Consider the following 15,605-nt stretch of genomic DNA (forward strand, 5'->3'; position numbering starts at 1 on the left):
GTTTTTATGCTACAAAAACAACTAATCTTTTTATTAACTTCAGGGGGTCAGTTTGCAATGGCCGAAAGGGGTCACATTACTATGGCCAGTGGGGGTCAGTTTAAGCCGGTAGCAGGGGGTCAATTTGAGTGGATTTTCCAATGCGTTTGACAATATGCGTAATTGGAATATTCCACTTATAATAATATGAGTCATCTAACAAATCGTTATAAGCATTGCCAATTTCGTCCGTAAATACTACTGAATTCCATTGATAGAATTCATAAAACTGTTCACTAAATTCCTTTATATTGGTTATGCTTCTGAGGTTGTCCAAAGATGCTGTATCAAGAAATTGTGACTTGCTTTTTTCAGATTTGTTTTGGCGGTCGTAAACTTCATCAGCGTTCAAGCTATCGGCGTACTGTAGGGCACTCTTCTTATCCTGATAAGAATTAGTCATTGTAAAAGATTTTCAGTTAAAAATGATTCAAACCTTGTCTTCGCTTCAAACAAATCTTTTGAAGTTACAAAATCATAAACACTATCGATATCCCTCGGGGGGGCATGGCCCATCATTTTCTTAATTGTAGCCATATCTCTTATGCCAGATTCCCGTATTAATTGGCGGAAGCTGTGCCTGCCAATATTTGTGCTCAGGTTAAAAGGGATGTTCGCTTTCGCACCAATGATCTTTAATTGGCGGTTGATAAATTCACCTACCCGTTTCGGCAAGAGATTTTCAGCACTAGACATTTCCGGGAGCTCTGCAAATTCATTCAGAATAGCCTGGGAGTATTTGTGTAAAAAAATCAGTACTTCTTCATTCGACTTTTCTCTTCGCTTCCTGATCAACACTTCGCCATTATCCCTTTTCAGCAACATAGACTTTTTAAGAGACATGACGTCCTTAATTGAGAACCCGGTAAAACAACAAAGCAGGAAAACATTCTTCGCCAGATTTAAGCTGTAATTGTCACTGCAATCCAAAAGGTATATACGTTTCAACTCACTAATATCCAGTCGGGGCTTCTGAGGATTCTTCGTGGTAATCTTTGTGCCGTAGGTCGGATTCTCAGGAATTAATTTCAGTAACACTGCACGGTTGAACGCAGGGCGTAATTTCTTTACGACACTCCCAGCCGAATTTGGTTTCATTGGCTTGGGCAACCGATTTCGATCTGTCAGGCTTTCATGAAATTTCACAAACGCTGTTTTGTCAAATTCCTTTAGCTTGATTTTTTTGAGCGCCGATGATTCCAGATACTTGGTTAATATGGTTAATGCGGTTTTGAAATTCCTTGGTGTACCACCGGCAGAATCAAACTGTTTTAGAAGCACTTTCTCATAGTAATCTGTCAGGTAGGTTAACAAAAAAATGTCAGTAGGATCAGCTTCAATATCAAATATTTCGGCAATTTGTTCAACCTCCAGTTTGCCTAATTCAAAATAGTTATCAGATACAAACTTGTCAAATTTCTGTTGCCAATCTGAGAGCAATTTATTATAGAATGGAGGAGCGGAAGGTTTAAATCTGCTTTTTATCATATCCCAATTGCCTAACTGATCCTCAGGTATTCGGATTACAAGCCTCTCTACTTTTTTGCGCTTAAATATAATTCTGGCTTTTAATGGCACCGAGCCATTAGCAGAGCGTCTTTGCACTGCCAATTCAAATACAAGCGTAGCTGTACCCATGTCTTAGTTTTTTTGAGTGAAACAATTTCGTGACTTCGGTGAAACATTGGCGAAGCAAAAACCGACGAAAACCGACTTCAAGTGAAGGTTTGGGCATGAAAAAACCCCTCATTCAGCCTGAAGTGAGGGGTTTTGAAGCCTTGTAAAGCTATTGTTGTGACCGCGTCAGGATTCAAACCTGAAACCTTCTGATCCGTAGCCCCTTTTTTATACTTTTCGAATTTGAATTTATTTTAATCAATTTTATCCTAATCAAAAGAATTTCAATTTGTTGCACGAAATTTGCTTTTTTAGCTTAATTCCGGTTTAGGCTGGTTTAACAGTGTTTTGTTTGCAAATTGTTTGCAAATCCATTGATGGTTTATGATGTGAAAAACGAATTGTGAAAACGTAAAATCATAAATTATGTCAGCTACCATTTCTGTTATTCTTGACACAAGAAGAGCAAAACAAACTAATAAGTACCCTGTTAAATTGAGGGTCACTTTTCAGCGAACTACCGAGTACTATCCAACTATTTTTGATCTCACACAGGCCGACTGGAATAAGTTATCAGCGACAAGGCTAAGCAATGAACTACAGTCGAAAAAGGACAAGTTGAAAGAAATTGAACGAATGGCCACAACTGCCATACTTGAAATCTGTCCGTTTGTATTTACTGAATTTGAAAAGATTTTCATTAAAGATCATCCGTTTTTCAAACAACGAAAGACAAAAGAGGTTTCGTTTGAATCAAACGGAGATAGCTTTGACTACTCCCCTTTTTATAAAAAATTCCCCCTTTTACTGAAACCACTCGGCACACCCGGATTTATTTCCTACTCATATACTATACAGATTAAAAAGCTGCTACGGGAAGGCCGTATTGGCACTGCAGTTAATTATCACTGCAGCTATAGGTCGTTGAAAAAATTTCGAGGTGATGTTATGTTTCATCAAATCACTCCTACCTACTTAGTAGAGTTTGAGAACTTGCTAAAGCAACGGGAACTTTCTAAAACAACCATTGGCATGTACATACGTCCGTTAAGGGCAATATTTAATGAAGCGATTGAGGATGGAATTATTAAAAGAGAAAAATGCTACCCTTTCGGAAAACGTAAATACCGGATTCCAACTTCCAGGAATGTAAAGAAAGCATTGGAACTTTCTGATATAGAGAAAATATATTTCTACAAATGCAATCCCAATGAACCAGGAGAACAACAGGCTAAAGATTATTGGCTTTTCAGCTATTTCGGGAATGGCATGAACCCAAAAGATATTGCCAACCTTCGCTATAAAAATATTGATGGCGACTATCTCATCTTTGAGCGCAGCAAAACAGAAAACTCATTGCGCAGCGATCCAAAGCCTATCACTGTTTTTCTGAACGAGGATATGAAAGCTATTATAGAAAGATGGGGCAACAAAAATAAATCAGCCAACAACTACATCTTTCCAATACTGGAACCTGGTCTTACACCACTCCGACAATATGAACTCAATCAAAACTTTGTTGGCTTTATCAATGGATGGATGAAAACAATTTTATCGAATCTTGGTATTGATAAAAAAGCCACCACCTATGTGGCCAGACATACATTCTCTACTGTGTTGAAGCGTTCAGGAGCAAGTACTGAATTTATACAAGAAGCACTTGGACATACTGATTTAAAAACTACAGAAAGTTATTTAGGCAGCTTTGGAAGAGAAATGAAGAAAGATATTGCGCAACGTCTTACTTCATTTAAAAAAGAAGCACAGTTATAAACTGATTTAGCGTGATAATTGAAAACTCAAAAAAATAGTTATGCAAATTGACAGAACCTATGTGGACTTAATTACATCCATTAAAAAACAAATTATACAAAGCCGATACAACGCTGCAAGGCTTGCAAATAGTGAGCAACTGATGCTATACTTTAAAACCGGATTGATGATTTCGGAAAAGATAAAAGCTCAGAAATGGGGCGCAAAAGTTCTTGATCAAATTTCGGCAGACCTGCAAAAGGAATTGCCGGGGCTAAAAGGCTTTTCGCCGGGGAACCTGAAGAAGATAAGACTGTTTGCAGAGGCTTATACCCCATATCTTACAATTGGTTCGGCGGCAACGAACCAATTACAGCAGCCTGCTTCAGAGGGTTTTTCAATAAGTTCGTCACTAACGAACCAATTTGAAAATAATGCCTTTTGTGAAACTTTCACTAGTGTGAGCTTCACCCATCATTTTACCATCATAACCAAAATAAAGACTTTGGAAGCAAGGATATTCTATATCCAGTCAACCGCTTCTAATTTATGGTCTGTTACAGTTCTGGAACATCATATTGCGAACAACCTTTTTGGCAAAGAGGGTAAACTGCCAAATAATTTTGGTGGTACATTGGCTGAAAATCTTAAGACCTCTGCTATTAAAATGTTTAAAGATGAATACCTGCTGGATTTTATTGCCGGTGATGAATTGGATGATGAACGGCATATTGAACAACAGGTGGTATTAAACATCCGAAACTTTATCTTACAAATGGGTAAAGGGTTTTGTTTTATTGGCAACCAATATCGGCTGGAGGTGGACGACGATGAGTTTTTTATTGACCTGTTATTTTTTAATCGCTACCTGCAATGCCTGGTTGCTTTCGAATTAAAGAAAGGGAAATTTAAACCCGCTGATGCCGGGCAACTCAATTTTTACTTAAATGTGCTGGACGAAAAAGTAAAACTACAGCATGAAAACAGCAGCATTGGCATTGTTCTTTGCAAAGAGAAAAATAATACTGTGGTGGAATTTGCCATTAAGAGTTTTGATAAAGCTATGGGTGTGGCAACATATAAAACCTCCAAACAAACACCGGTGCATATGAAAGGGATATTGCCCAATACGGATAGGTTGGGGGAGTTATTGGAATAAAATTAATCAAACCATATCAAGCTAATTACATACCCATAGCTATCGGAATAGTAACACTGCTCATGCATAGTCCTGTTTGCCCTTTTATCATTTGCATAAAACCAATTATCAGGATCAACATCTTCTACCGATGTATACTTACTCTCAGTCCTAGTAAAAAACTCTCCAGCAACCGTTGCGGGCGGAAGTTGCTGACCTACTTTAAACCGAAAAGACCATTTCGGAAAATCCTTGCTCTGGGCAAACCAACTAACGATATTGTTTTTAGATATTACGGCAGTCATTTCATGCGTACCAACTTCGGCAAATCGAATTACAGTAGCCAGAATGCTTGTCTGAAAAGCATTTGAAAGATTAATAATTGTATCAAGTGAAAAATTTTTGCCCCTTCCTCCTGAAAAGCTTCTAAATCGCTGTTCTGGCATTAGAAGACAACTTGCAAAATAGTCAGCTTCATATTCAATAATATTTTTTTGATTGACTTCATGAATCGAACCATGTGCTTCAATTTTACCTGTTTGTAAACCTATTCTGTGTTCATCAATAAAATAATGGCCTAATTCATGAGCAAACGTGAAATTGCCCCGCTTTGTTAAAGAGCCGTTGCCTCTGTCAATATTTATGTGAATATGAAAATCTTTTTCATCATAAAGCAGCATCCCATCAAATGTATCTTCATAATGGTCATGATAAAAATTCAGTCCTTCAAATTTTGCAATAGCAGCCAAGTCTGTTGCATTTGACTGATAAAATTGTGATGCAACATTATGTGCAGCATCACTTATTATTTTCTTCCTCAGAGGTGCTATCATCTGACTTTTTGTTGGACTGATTTTTTTTCATTTTATCAAGAATATGCTTAGGTAGATTACTTCCGTTTCTCGCTACCATCTTATACGTTGAGAAATCTGGCTCTATCGAGTTAGAGTTATTCATTTTTACAACTTTTGCAGGAGTCTGTCCATTAAGAATTCTTTGCGGGTCGATTTCTTTTCCTGTAAGTTGTTCATCTAAATCACCAAACAACTTATTGAACCTGGCTAATTCAAGTTCATTAGTAGGAAACAAGAAACCCGTTGAAGCCAGCCAACCGTCAAAGTTATCGGCGTTTATGATTTTACTTTTTTCCATAAATAGTAAGATATTCAGTGATTTTATCAAAAGCCTCTTTTTTGTAAACCTGAATTGAACTCTGTGTTAAATTCAATTCTTCTCTTAGATTTTCCAGTAGCTTTCTTGGTAGTTTATATCCCTGCTTGGTATAATATTCATAGCCTTTGTAAGTAAGATAAATTATTTTATGCTTTGGCCCCAGGCTACCTAGCACCCGCTTAACAACTTCGTATTCATTTTGAAGTATAGCCTTCCTCTCTGCATTGAATTGCATGTTCTCAATATCAGGGAACTCCCGTATTATTTCTTCTTCGCCTGTAAACGGGCTTCCTTCTCCGTTTGCGGATTTCCTGTAATCGGCCAGTAAGTGAAAAGCTATTTTGAACAGATATAAAATAACACCTGTATCCCATTCCTTAGACTTCGATTTTTTTATATCAAAATTTGGGTACTTCCAAAATCTATCAAATGCTTTCTCGGCAACCAAATCTGCTACTTCATTGTCAAACCCCCAATTACGGGCAACTACTCTCGTTTTCCTGATTAATTCTTCCTGGAATCTGAAAAAGAACTGGAGGAAAGCATTTTTGGCCATGTCTTCATAACCGGCCTCATCTTTCCATTGCATATATGCAATCAAATTCTCAGTTGTTTCATCCGTCAGAACTTCTGAACTCATTTTGCAGGTTAAGGTTCAACCTTACTACCTGAAACCGTTAGTCATGGTTTTAGTAGTAAAGAGTAATTAGTGTTTCAATTTCTAAAATAACACATAAATCATTAAATATGAGCCAGTACAGCACAAAAAGTAAACTTCATGTCCGCATCAGGAACTTTGTATCCTGGATTGCTCCCGAGAAAAAAACAAGGGATGTCATAAAAAAACAATCGGATGAGATTAGGGAAAAAATTAAGAAAAAGGCAGAAGATGATGGCGTTACAGTTACGAACATGCCTTACTCTGGTTCTTTTGCCAAAAAAAATGGGTTGCGTCGTCATCTTCAAGGTGAAACCACCAATGAAGGTCAGGATGTAGACTTGGCATTCGTGGTTAAAAGGGATAAGGAAACTGAGTTTGCACCACTGATTGAAAGATTTAAAAAGTATGCAGAACAGGCATACCCTGATACAAAAATAACTGTGACCAAAAGTTCGGTAAAAATGGAGTTTACAGGTACAAAACTAACCTACGATATAGTGCCAATGTTTGCAACTGATGACCCGGAAAAACAGTTGCTTATTAGGAATAATGGCGATGAGATTAAAACATCTGTACAAAAGCATACTGCCTTTGTACGTAACCGAACAAAAGAAACAAATGAAGAAGATGGCATAGTGGTATTTAATGATTGCAGCAGATTGTTTAAATGGTGGCGCAGCCATAAAGAACAATCAACAAACGACATCATTGTTCTGCCAAGCTTTTTGATTGACATGCTGGCTGCAAAGGCATTGGAAAAAGCCGAGATTAATACAACCTATGCTCAAACGTTGGCAAACTGGTTCTCTTATCTTGAGCATGTTGTAAGGAAAAAAGAAACGATATGGTTTGATGATTATTATAAAACGCCTAAGCCCGATAATTCGAAACCCTGGAATGTGTTAGATCCTGTAATGCCAGATAATAATGTAGTTAAATCCTGGTCAGGCTGGCAGGTAGATGAATTGGCTGACTGGCTAAGAGACGCTGCGGAAATAATGAACAGGGCGATAGTTGCTGATCTTCAAGGTCGTGATAGCGACAGTCTGGAGCAAATGAAACTTTTATTTGGGAAAATATTTTCATCACATTGCGATTAAACAATAAATTTTAAATAAATGAGTACATATACATTTACAGGAACAGACTCCTACTCAGTATCAGATGTAAAAGCAGTTATGCAAAACACCTATGAAGACATCATTGGCTTTGCAAATCGGCAGATAGTGGAATATGGAAATGCAGAAAAATGGATTGACGATTTAACCTACGCCCTCAACAAGAAAGCAGTAAAATCTTTTGAGATTCAATTATATAATTCATTGGGTGTAAGGTTCAAAAGTTATCGGTATGACGTCTGCACATCGGGGTTAGTAACATCCGGCGATAAGTCAGGCGGTATTAATTATTTTGATTTTCCCACCACAACTAAGGTTGGGCTCTTTGCTCAGCTTGACAAGGATAGTTCAAATTATGCGGCCGTGTTAAAAGAGCTGACTGAAAACCGTGGATGGGGTACCAACGGAAGTGCAATGAATGGTACTACTACCCGTGAAAGAAACTATGTCAGCAATAGTCTGCAATTAAGCAGATCTGTAATTACAAAATAAAAAATCATGGATTTACAATTATACGAAGTACGACATCCAAACCCGGTTGCTCAAAACAACTATGACAACCTTATCGCAATTGATGAGCAGAAGTCTGCATTACTGAATACTCTGCATCTTTTTTTTGATACCGATAAGGTAAACAAATGGCATAAAAAATACCACCATTCAAAACTCAATTTCTTTGAAAATATTCTTTCGGGCACGCCGCTTGTTATTTTAGAAGGTGATGTTGGATGTGGTAAAACAGCCCTAGCACACACGATCGCTACGCCATTGGGTAAGTTGATTGATAAAAGGGTATTTTGTTTTGAAACGCCTTCCAATATTCGTGGTGCTGGAAGAGTTGGAGAAATATCTAATCGCATTACTGAAGCGTTTACCCAAGCCAAGAGCAAGGTAAGGGGAAATGATATTGGCATTTTGATAATTGACGAAGCAGACGATCTTGCCACTGACCGGGAGCAAAATCAAGCTCACCATGAAGACAGAGCTGGGTTAAATGTACTTATTAAACAAATTGATTCTGTAGGAAGAGAAAAAACAAATCTTGCTGTAGTGTTAATTACAAACAGACTGAAGGCCTTAGATCCGGCGGTTGTGAGAAGGGCCACTCAAATAATCCGCTTTGACAGGCCAGATAAAGACGGTAGAAAAGAAGTATTCAAGTATATTTTTGCCGGAACTGATATTTCGATAAAAGAAATTGATGAGTTAGTGAAAGCATCAGAAAGAAAGGATACTGCCTATAGCTTTTCTGATTTAATTCAAAAAATTGCAAAGCAGGCTCTTTTTCATGCTATTGAAGAAGATAAACCCTTGGATAAAAATATGTATATAAAAATACTGGAGAAGGTTCAGCCATCTCCATCAATAAAATAAGGAATATGAAAATAATTGTAATAGCTCATTACGGACTAGACAGAAAGATAACGAAAGGTGAATGTGTTGCAGCGTTGGGTGCCGAAATACCACATGAGATTGAATTCATAGATTTTGAAGCAGGCCATGCGAAGTTGAGTGAATTATATGATTTGCCTTTTGAAAATCTTGCACTGGCGCAACAGCGGAAGTTTGCCGAAATCTTAAAGCCAGTCCTTGATAATAATCCTGATGCACACATTGCCTACTTTGGCCTTACACCAATACCCATATCTTTTCATTTGGGGTATCTCGTAGGTAACACTCATACTTATACCGTTTATCAACTTCACCACAAACAAAACAAATGGTTGGCTGATGCTACAATTCCTTACGAGGGTTACAAATTTGAAATTGTTGGGCCCACTCTTCCAAAAGAAATTCAAAAGGGTAAAGGTGATGTCGCTATACGAATAGGTACATCATTCAATGTTGATCCACAATCAACTTATGAAGTGTTACCAAACCCTGCAAACGAATTTGACATTACACTGGAGACGCCCCATGTAGATTCGCTTTTTTCGCAGAAAAACATTCAGGCTGTTGTCGAATCATTTCAGGAAGTGCTTAATGCTTATGCCAATAAACTTACTGACCGGGAACAAATTCATTTATTCGTTGCAGGTTCTGCCGGCCTGCCTTTTGCACTGGGCACCAGAATAAACCCAACAATATATCCCTATATTCAAACGTACCAATTCAGCAGGGAACAAACTCCGAAATACAGAGAAGCAATCCTTATCACAAAAGAAATTAATGACAGGGTTGATCTTGACGAAAAAGATAAAGAGCAAGCCCATAAATTAAGAGAAGCATGGGAGTCTCAGTTGCAAAACAAATTAAAACCATTCATTAAAACAATTACCGCAAGGAAATGGAATGACTGGGTACATTCGGTATGTGAGTCAGATGATGAATACAATTCTCTAAGTAGTTATTTGAAAAGACCCTGGAGTGATGTAATAAACTTAGGTCTTACTACTTTAAAAGACGACAAGATAGATTTAAGTCAGAGAAACATTGATGACGGATTTGAATACATTGAGAAAACTAATTCATGGTTACTGGATGATGGATTTTTAAGTAGTGTAAGAAAACGTCTGGAGAAAAATGCGAATACTGATATCATGCAGGCGGGCAGATTATTCTTGTTTCATGAAGCCTTGCATTACAGCAGTGATGGGCACAGATTGACAAGAGAAGTGGCAAACGGTATTGGGCAGTTCCCCAAAGTAATTGAGGAAGCAGATTACCAGGCGGATGTTTGGGCTTTGCTTACAGAGTATAAGTATTGCTGCATTTATGAACCAGACAAATTAAGAAATGGTATTAAAGAGTTTTTTTGCAATGCTATTGAAAGCGCAGTGGAAACTATGTGGAGTTTTATGGACACTGGCATTGAATTAAGTGCTATTCAAATAAGAGGGATGAACCGCTTTCTTAACTGGTACTGGCAATGGACGTTAATAGAAAATATAAAGGATAAAGGCAGCTTAGTTGAAATTGTCCAGATTCTTTTAGATAAGCCAATTATTGAGTTTGCTGGTGTTCCGCTTGACCTCCGAGGCTATAGAACCTATTATAAGCTAAACGTTCGTCAGCAATCAAGAATGCAGTTATCTGCATTTGCAAAAAACAGAGTGTATAGATTTGCATCAAACGAAATACAAGGTATTGTTGACGGCTTCAGGCAGTTAAATGGAGAAAAAGTAAAAGCAGCCTTAAAGAGTTATCAGGTTACATTGTAAAATCAAATGTGCGGGAGGAAGAAGCCAGCGGTAATCAATTCGCTTTCTCTGTCCTCAACCTTCTTACTTCCTCCCCAATCAACCTTTTAATATCCATCTTCACCTGATAAAAATTATCCATTACCTGTTGTTGAGTCACACTGCAAATCACAGGTATGTTTTTATATGTAGCCGCTTCAGCATTTAACTTATCAGCATCATTGATAATTTCTGCATGAAACATCTTCAGCTTGATCTTCTCATCAGGGTTGTCAGCAATCAAACCCACAAATTCCCCGGAAGAAAGAGCAGCGATCTTTGAAGCAGGTATCGCAGCATCCAACTGTTTAGAGTGACTGACAGAAGTATCTGTGCGATTAACAGAAACACTTTGCCTGTCCTGCATAATTTTTCCAAAGCGTTCACTTAACAGTTTAGAAGTCTCTCCCATCACCTGCCCGCTGATAATATTTCCTGTGATGTTTACAATCACATCTGCCTGTTCACGCCCATAATCTTTTTTCAGCTGGCTAAAATCCTGCATAGCCAGTGTGGTTGCCACTTTGTTACTTCTTGCAGTTGCAATCAAACTATCGATGTTATTAAAATAGATCGTCGGAAATTCATCAAACACAAGACTGCATTTGTGCATCCCTTTTTTGTTTACCTGACGCACAAGTCTTGAAACATACAAGGACAGCACAGCACCATAAATCTGTTGCTTCTCAGGATTGTTCCCAACGCATACAATTTTGGGATGAAGAGGATTGTTGATATCGAGTGTAAAATCATTCCCGGATAATACCCAATACAATTGCGGAGAAGCTAAACGGGCCATACCAATTTTTGCAGAAGCAACCTGTCCTTCGAGTTGTTCCATGGCATCATTTTGATAAGCAGTGATAAATGGATTTACCAGTACTTCTATTTCCGGTTGTGTGTTGAGTACAGGGAACAGTTCATCATATTCCGACTGCATGAGTTCAATCACATGTGGAAGAGTGCAGTATTTTCCATTGGCGTATTTACGCAGGAACCAGATTATAGCCGTTACAAAGTTGATCGGTGACTCTACAAAAAAATCTCCCTGCTTATTGATCCACTCCCTGTTGAGTCCCAACAAAATTGTACGGGCACTTTCCGTTGCATCGGTAATATCATTCATCGTAGAAGGATCGAGCGGATTGCAACGATGCGACACAGAAAGGTTGTCAAAGTTGATCACATAGAACGAAGGTGCGTCTGAATATCGATGTTTGTTTTGCAGCAGCCAGTTGTAAACGATTCTGCTCAGATCATCATACTTAAAATCATAGACAAACATGGCAAACCCTTTTTCAATATGCTGTTTGATCACATGCTGAATCACAAACCAGCTTTTGCCTGCACCGGGACTTCCGATCACCAGTAATCCCCGAAACGGATTAATGATATTGATCCAGCTTCTACGCTCCCTGCCTTTCAGGTTATATTTCGCAGGAAGGTTAATGGAGAATTCATTGGTGAGTAAGCGTTCTTCCTGCGGGAATGTTTCGTTGAGGGAATTAAATACATCATCGGACAGGTTCAGTTTGATTAAACGACTCAACAGATTACCTCCCGCCAGCACCAATAAAAATCCAATACCTGTAACCAACATATAAACGACTGCTACTGCTTCAATTGTTTCGTTCAATTTCAATAGCCAATTGCTTCCGAAAAAAAGCAGCAGCCCGATCAGTAAATAGGCAGCAATACTGCGCCTGTTGATCTTCTCCTCTTTTTTACCCTGTGCACCTAACAAAGAAATCAACAGCAGACTTAATGCGATCATTTTCGATTTAAATAGATCATCAAACAAACCTGTCCGGCTGATATTTTTCAACAGCCTGTCACTGATCGTACTGGTGATGTCCCATTGCGCAAAAGCCTGGTAGCAGAAATAGTAAAAATGCAGCAGCAAAATAAAGATGCCTGCAAACCTGGTGAGATCAATTATTTTCCGAAGCCCCTGTTCGTTTTCGCCTGTAGCTGACATAAGTTATTTTTAATAGGTTATGTATCCGGGTTCTTCCGTTTTTTCTTTCGTTTCTTTTTCAGCAGTGAGTAGGGTGTATTTCCGGATTGTTGTTCCGGTGTAATCAAAACAGTAAGCAAATTGTCTTTTGATGATAAAAATTCAACGGACTTCTCTTTGATTTTTTCGATGTGTAATTCCTTTCCACCCGTACCTGATGTTTTTCTCTCACCATCATCAATTTGTTTTCCTGCAATTTCAACTGACGGATTTGCAAGCCTGGTTTGTATAGAAGCTACACTATAACCCTTCCCTAAATCGCTCCCATTAAACACACATTTATTCTGGTTGTCAACAAATGTGATTCCGTAAACCCTGCCTTCAGCATTTTGACGCAGTAACGTATAGATATTTTTTTTCTTCAATAATTCAATTAAACCATGCACAGTTGCAGGAGATTTCGCAAGGCATTCCTCCAGCTTTGTTTTTACAAACGGTTTTAAGGACTCTTTTGCCACTTCATTTGCTGCAAACTTTTTCTCCAGGTTTGTCAAAGTAGGTTGGCATCCAATTGCACTTGCTTTGATGGGAACACCGACTTTGCTTCCTCTTTCGTCCAGTACTCTGTAAACCAGTCCACGATTTTTGTATATCCTTCCCTCCTCTTTTCCCCTGTCTGCGACGACATTAAATTGTTTGAGTGATGCATTATATTCCGGAAGTGAACAGAATTTATAACTGCTAAAAACGGCACTCACCACATTAGCGATTCCCCGATGCGTTTCGGATTTTCCATAAATGACTTTTTGAACATCAACAGGCTTGATCATTGGGCTTCCCAATTGCTGTTGACGTTCGGCTTTAATCAATCCATATTGTTGTTCAATTTCCTTTCTTGCTTTTTCAGATTGATTTCTGCCGATGTTATGGGTATTAATCCTGCTTCCATCTGCCTTGATCGTGGTACTGACAATATGAATATGCGGATGCCCGGCATCTTCGTGTTTGTAAACAAGGTAAGGCTGCTCGGCAAAACCAATTTTCATCATGTAATCAGAAGCAATTTGTAAAAGCTTCTCTTCATTCATTTTTTCAGATGGATCAAAGTTGAGTGAAACATGCAGCGTCCTGGTCGTTGCCCGTTCATTTAAACGATTGCGTTGTTCAAAGCCTGCGAGCTTTTGGTAAAAACTCATTTCACCTGCATCCTGTAAATAATTAACAGCCTGCAAACAAACTGCATTCCCTTTCTGCACTTTTTTTTCATTGTAGTTGAGTGCAGCTTCAATACGTTTCGGTGTGGTTATTTTTGCAACCATTGCTCGTAGAGTTGATTCATACGGTTTTTGATTTCATCTACTTTGCTGATCAATCGTTTTTGCAGCCCATCATATTGCTGCACCCAAACCCGGAACTCAGGTATCTTATCAAGGATATGCAGTTTGTGTACAGCCTGGTTAAAATTATTTCCGATAGCGTTGAGCTCTTTTTTCAGATTCAGCATATCAAGTAAAAAATCATCAGCGCTTTCATTTCTGTACTTCACTGTAACAGGTTTTTGCAATGCTATTTTTCGCAGATAACTGCCGGTGTTTTTTTCTGTAGTTTGTTGTTGAAACTTTTTCAGGTATTTATACTCCTGTTCATTCATCCGTACCACCACCATTTTTCGTCGCACATCATGTTCAGGTTTCTTCATCGTTTTAAAGTTTTCTGTTTCAATTCCCCGTAGCGACTCCGGAGCGAAGGGCAAGATGCCCCAAACGTATAACGTTTGTACATCTTGCCATGTGCAAGACCGGGCACATTACACCTGTCAGCAATCCGAATTTCAAAAACTGAACAATGCCATGAATTAAAGGATTTGTTCAGCGTTTTTCGCTCAGGATAATTAACAGCAAATGCGGTGCTGTTTATAAGTTTTGCCTGACTGTTTTTTGGTCTTCTATTGAAAAGAATTATTATTGCTTTATGAGGGACATATTGAAAACAGCTCTTGGCAAACAAATCACATTGGATGACGGAAGAAAATTCCGGTATTTCATTTCCAGGACAGAAGTGCTCAATGCCCTTGGTGTAGTAGCTGCGGTACTGGACGAATACTTCATTACAGGTGAGGATGGAGCAAACTATAAATTACACAAAACAAAAGAAGGTAATTGGTATAATCTTGAAGGACAAAACAATGTTTCAGAGCAGCCGGTTTTGCAGCATCTAAAACGTGCAATCGATGCTCAAGTACAGCAAATTTCCGAATAAAAAAAGGGACTATAAAAGCCCCTCATCAGCAAAGCTGTAATACGCTTCGCTGGTCAGAATAATATGATCCAGCACTGTAATATCGTGAAAAGCTGCGGCTTCTTTTATTTTACGTGTCATCTGTTCATCTGCACGGCTTGGTGTAAGGTTTCCACTTGGATGATTGTGACATAAAACAATTGCAACAGATAAAGACTTCAGTGCTGCTGCCAGTATCAATCTGGGATCTGCAACTGTTCCGGTGATTCCACCTGAAGAAACTTCATACAACCCTATGATCCTGTTTCCTCTGTTTAATAACAGCACTTTAAATTCCTCCAGCATCTCTATTTTATTCTCATCCCATAACTGACGAAGAATATGATAAATGTCTTTTGAAGAGTTTACTTTTGGTCGTTCAGAAGCTTTGATGTTTGTCTTGTAAATGAGTTCAACCTCTGTCACTCTTGTCCATTCCGGTAATTGCATGCTTGACTGTTCCATAACATTCATTTAAAAATTAAAAAATTAATGATGGAACCATGTCCGTCTTTTTGTGACCAAGACCATGAAGCAACGGAATAAATCAACTCTCAAAGAGCAACAGCGCAGCTTTGTTTATGCCGGAATTTCATGGTCGCCACAGAACAAAAAGGCGAACTTTGTGCAGGCATGAATAAAGAAAATACCGGTCAACAAACACCCATCTCCACTGCAATAAAATCCAAGCTGC

Annotated in this window: 16 protein-coding genes; 7 read left to right on the plus strand and 9 right to left on the minus strand. The window is 38.5% G+C overall.

What is annotated here, in order from left to right:
• Window positions 1-100 precede the first annotated feature (100 nt).
• Window positions 101-442 carry a hypothetical protein gene (locus VK159_RS12150; RefSeq protein ID WP_324230408.1) on the minus strand — a complete coding sequence of 114 codons (342 nt, stop codon included), beginning with the start codon at window positions 440-442 and terminating at the stop codon, window positions 101-103.
• Window positions 439-1,677: a phage integrase SAM-like domain-containing protein gene (locus tag VK159_RS12155; protein WP_324230409.1), complete on the minus strand. Its 1,239-nt coding sequence runs from the start codon at window positions 1,675-1,677 to the stop codon at window positions 439-441. The genes VK159_RS12150 and VK159_RS12155 overlap by 4 nt, the downstream gene beginning before the upstream one ends.
• Window positions 1,678-2,082: 405 nt before the next feature.
• On the opposite strand from VK159_RS12155, the gene VK159_RS12160 reads away from it, so the two are divergent.
• Both VK159_RS12160 and VK159_RS12165 read left to right on the plus strand, forming a co-directional pair.
• Entirely contained in the window at window positions 2,083-3,429 is a 1,347-nt protein-coding gene (locus VK159_RS12160) for a site-specific integrase (RefSeq protein WP_324230410.1), read from the plus strand.
• 40 nt (window positions 3,430-3,469) lie between these two features.
• Window positions 3,470-4,567, plus strand: a complete 1,098-nt coding sequence (locus tag VK159_RS12165; protein ID WP_324230411.1) for a PDDEXK nuclease domain-containing protein — start codon at window positions 3,470-3,472, stop codon at window positions 4,565-4,567.
• 2 nt (window positions 4,568-4,569) lie between these two features.
• Here VK159_RS12165 and VK159_RS12170 read toward each other — a convergent pair whose 3' ends face one another.
• From VK159_RS12170 to VK159_RS12180, 3 genes are read right to left on the minus strand one after another with little or no spacing between them, the layout of a single operon-like run.
• Window positions 4,570-5,379, minus strand: coding sequence for an ImmA/IrrE family metallo-endopeptidase (locus VK159_RS12170; protein ID WP_324230412.1), 810 nt, complete (start codon window positions 5,377-5,379; stop codon window positions 4,570-4,572).
• A complete protein-coding gene (locus tag VK159_RS12175; protein ID WP_324230413.1) occupies window positions 5,345-5,698 on the minus strand; it encodes a hypothetical protein in 354 nt (117 codons plus the stop codon). The genes VK159_RS12170 and VK159_RS12175 overlap by 35 nt, the downstream gene beginning before the upstream one ends.
• Window positions 5,685-6,359: a hypothetical protein gene (locus VK159_RS12180; protein WP_324230414.1), complete on the minus strand. Its 675-nt coding sequence runs from the start codon at window positions 6,357-6,359 to the stop codon at window positions 5,685-5,687. Before VK159_RS12180 ends, VK159_RS12175 begins: the two co-directional genes overlap by 14 nt.
• Before the next feature lie 107 nt (window positions 6,360-6,466).
• Between VK159_RS12180 and VK159_RS12185 the strand changes: the two genes are divergently transcribed.
• From VK159_RS12185 to VK159_RS12200, 4 genes are read left to right on the plus strand one after another with little or no spacing between them, the layout of a single operon-like run.
• Window positions 6,467-7,480 carry a CBASS oligonucleotide cyclase gene (locus tag VK159_RS12185; RefSeq protein ID WP_324230415.1) on the plus strand — a complete coding sequence of 338 codons (1,014 nt, stop codon included), beginning with the start codon at window positions 6,467-6,469 and terminating at the stop codon, window positions 7,478-7,480.
• Between the two features lie 18 nt (window positions 7,481-7,498).
• Complete coding sequence (locus VK159_RS12190; protein ID WP_324230416.1) at window positions 7,499-7,990, plus strand: hypothetical protein; 492 nt, start codon at window positions 7,499-7,501, stop codon at window positions 7,988-7,990.
• A gap of 6 nt (window positions 7,991-7,996) precedes the next feature.
• Window positions 7,997-8,872 carry an ATP-binding protein gene (locus tag VK159_RS12195; protein WP_324230417.1) on the plus strand — a complete coding sequence of 292 codons (876 nt, stop codon included), beginning with the start codon at window positions 7,997-7,999 and terminating at the stop codon, window positions 8,870-8,872.
• A gap of 5 nt (window positions 8,873-8,877) precedes the next feature.
• Window positions 8,878-10,659 carry an SAVED domain-containing protein gene (locus VK159_RS12200; RefSeq protein ID WP_324230418.1) on the plus strand — a complete coding sequence of 594 codons (1,782 nt, stop codon included), beginning with the start codon at window positions 8,878-8,880 and terminating at the stop codon, window positions 10,657-10,659.
• A gap of 34 nt (window positions 10,660-10,693) precedes the next feature.
• Here VK159_RS12200 and mobC read toward each other — a convergent pair whose 3' ends face one another.
• Genes mobC through VK159_RS12215 form a run of 3 tightly spaced genes read right to left on the minus strand, consistent with a single transcriptional unit; the run spans window position 10,694 to window position 14,333 of the window.
• Window positions 10,694-12,655, minus strand: a complete 1,962-nt coding sequence (gene mobC, locus VK159_RS12205) for a conjugal transfer protein MobC (protein WP_324230419.1) — start codon at window positions 12,653-12,655, stop codon at window positions 10,694-10,696.
• Between the two features lie 17 nt (window positions 12,656-12,672).
• Window positions 12,673-13,953 (minus strand): relaxase/mobilization nuclease domain-containing protein, encoded by a 1,281-nt coding sequence (locus VK159_RS12210; RefSeq protein ID WP_324230420.1) that lies wholly within the window; start codon window positions 13,951-13,953, stop codon window positions 12,673-12,675.
• Window positions 13,938-14,333: a plasmid mobilization protein gene (locus VK159_RS12215; RefSeq protein ID WP_324230421.1), complete on the minus strand. Its 396-nt coding sequence runs from the start codon at window positions 14,331-14,333 to the stop codon at window positions 13,938-13,940. Before VK159_RS12215 ends, VK159_RS12210 begins: the two co-directional genes overlap by 16 nt.
• A gap of 272 nt (window positions 14,334-14,605) precedes the next feature.
• Between VK159_RS12215 and VK159_RS12220 the strand changes: the two genes are divergently transcribed.
• On the plus strand, window positions 14,606-14,893 hold the full coding sequence (locus VK159_RS12220; RefSeq protein ID WP_324230422.1) for a hypothetical protein: 288 nt from the start codon (window positions 14,606-14,608) through the stop codon (window positions 14,891-14,893).
• A 9-nt stretch (window positions 14,894-14,902) separates the two neighbouring features.
• Here the strand turns inward: VK159_RS12220 and VK159_RS12225 are convergent, their stop codons facing one another.
• Window positions 14,903-15,376 (minus strand): JAB domain-containing protein, encoded by a 474-nt coding sequence (locus VK159_RS12225; RefSeq protein WP_324230423.1) that lies wholly within the window; start codon window positions 15,374-15,376, stop codon window positions 14,903-14,905.
• Window positions 15,377-15,605 lie beyond the last annotated feature (229 nt).

This window comes from Lacibacter sp. (assembly GCF_035299325.1).
Lineage (GTDB): Bacteria > Bacteroidota > Bacteroidia > Chitinophagales > Chitinophagaceae > Lacibacter.